The following is a 456-nucleotide window of genomic DNA, read 5'->3' on the forward strand; positions in this document are numbered from 1 at the left end:
AGATTCTGCAACAAGCTGGTACTTCTGTTCTGGCTCAGGCTAATCAGGTTCCACAAACTGTATTGTCTCTGCTGCGTTAATATTATTCAGTCGATTCTTGCAAGCCTCCATATTATGGGGGCTTTTTTTATTCCGGTGCAGCGGAATGATACGCCGGATATACAGCTAAAGATTTGGATGAGCCTGCCGATAATAAAAAAGACGGTGATTGAAGCCGTGGGCAAATAAGCCTGAACCTTAGCCGAATCATATTTAAAGGAATACCTACTATGGCGGTCATTAACACTAACAGCTTGTCTTTGCTGACTCAGAACAACCTGAATAAATCCCAGTCTTCTTTAGGCACCGCCATTGAGCGTTTGTCTTCCGGTCTGCGCATCAACAGCGCAAAAGATGATGCAGCGGGTCAGGCGATTGCTAACCGTTTCACTTCTAACATCAACGGCTTGACTGTAG

General features: G+C 45.0%; 2 protein-coding genes. Both read left to right on the forward strand.

Translation table 11 applies throughout. The features are described 5' to 3' along the window. Positions 1-29: 29 nt before the first annotated feature. Entirely contained in the window at positions 30-80 is a 51-nt protein-coding gene (locus tag YROHD0001_RS21015; RefSeq protein WP_269724159.1) for a hypothetical protein, read from the forward strand. 189 nt (positions 81-269) lie between these two features. Next, the coding region (locus tag YROHD0001_RS00055; protein ID WP_004716962.1) for a flagellin N-terminal helical domain-containing protein at positions 270-456 on the forward strand (187 nt) is incomplete at its 3' end.

This window comes from Yersinia rohdei ATCC 43380 (assembly GCF_000173775.1).
Taxonomy (GTDB): domain Bacteria; phylum Pseudomonadota; class Gammaproteobacteria; order Enterobacterales; family Enterobacteriaceae; genus Yersinia; species Yersinia rohdei.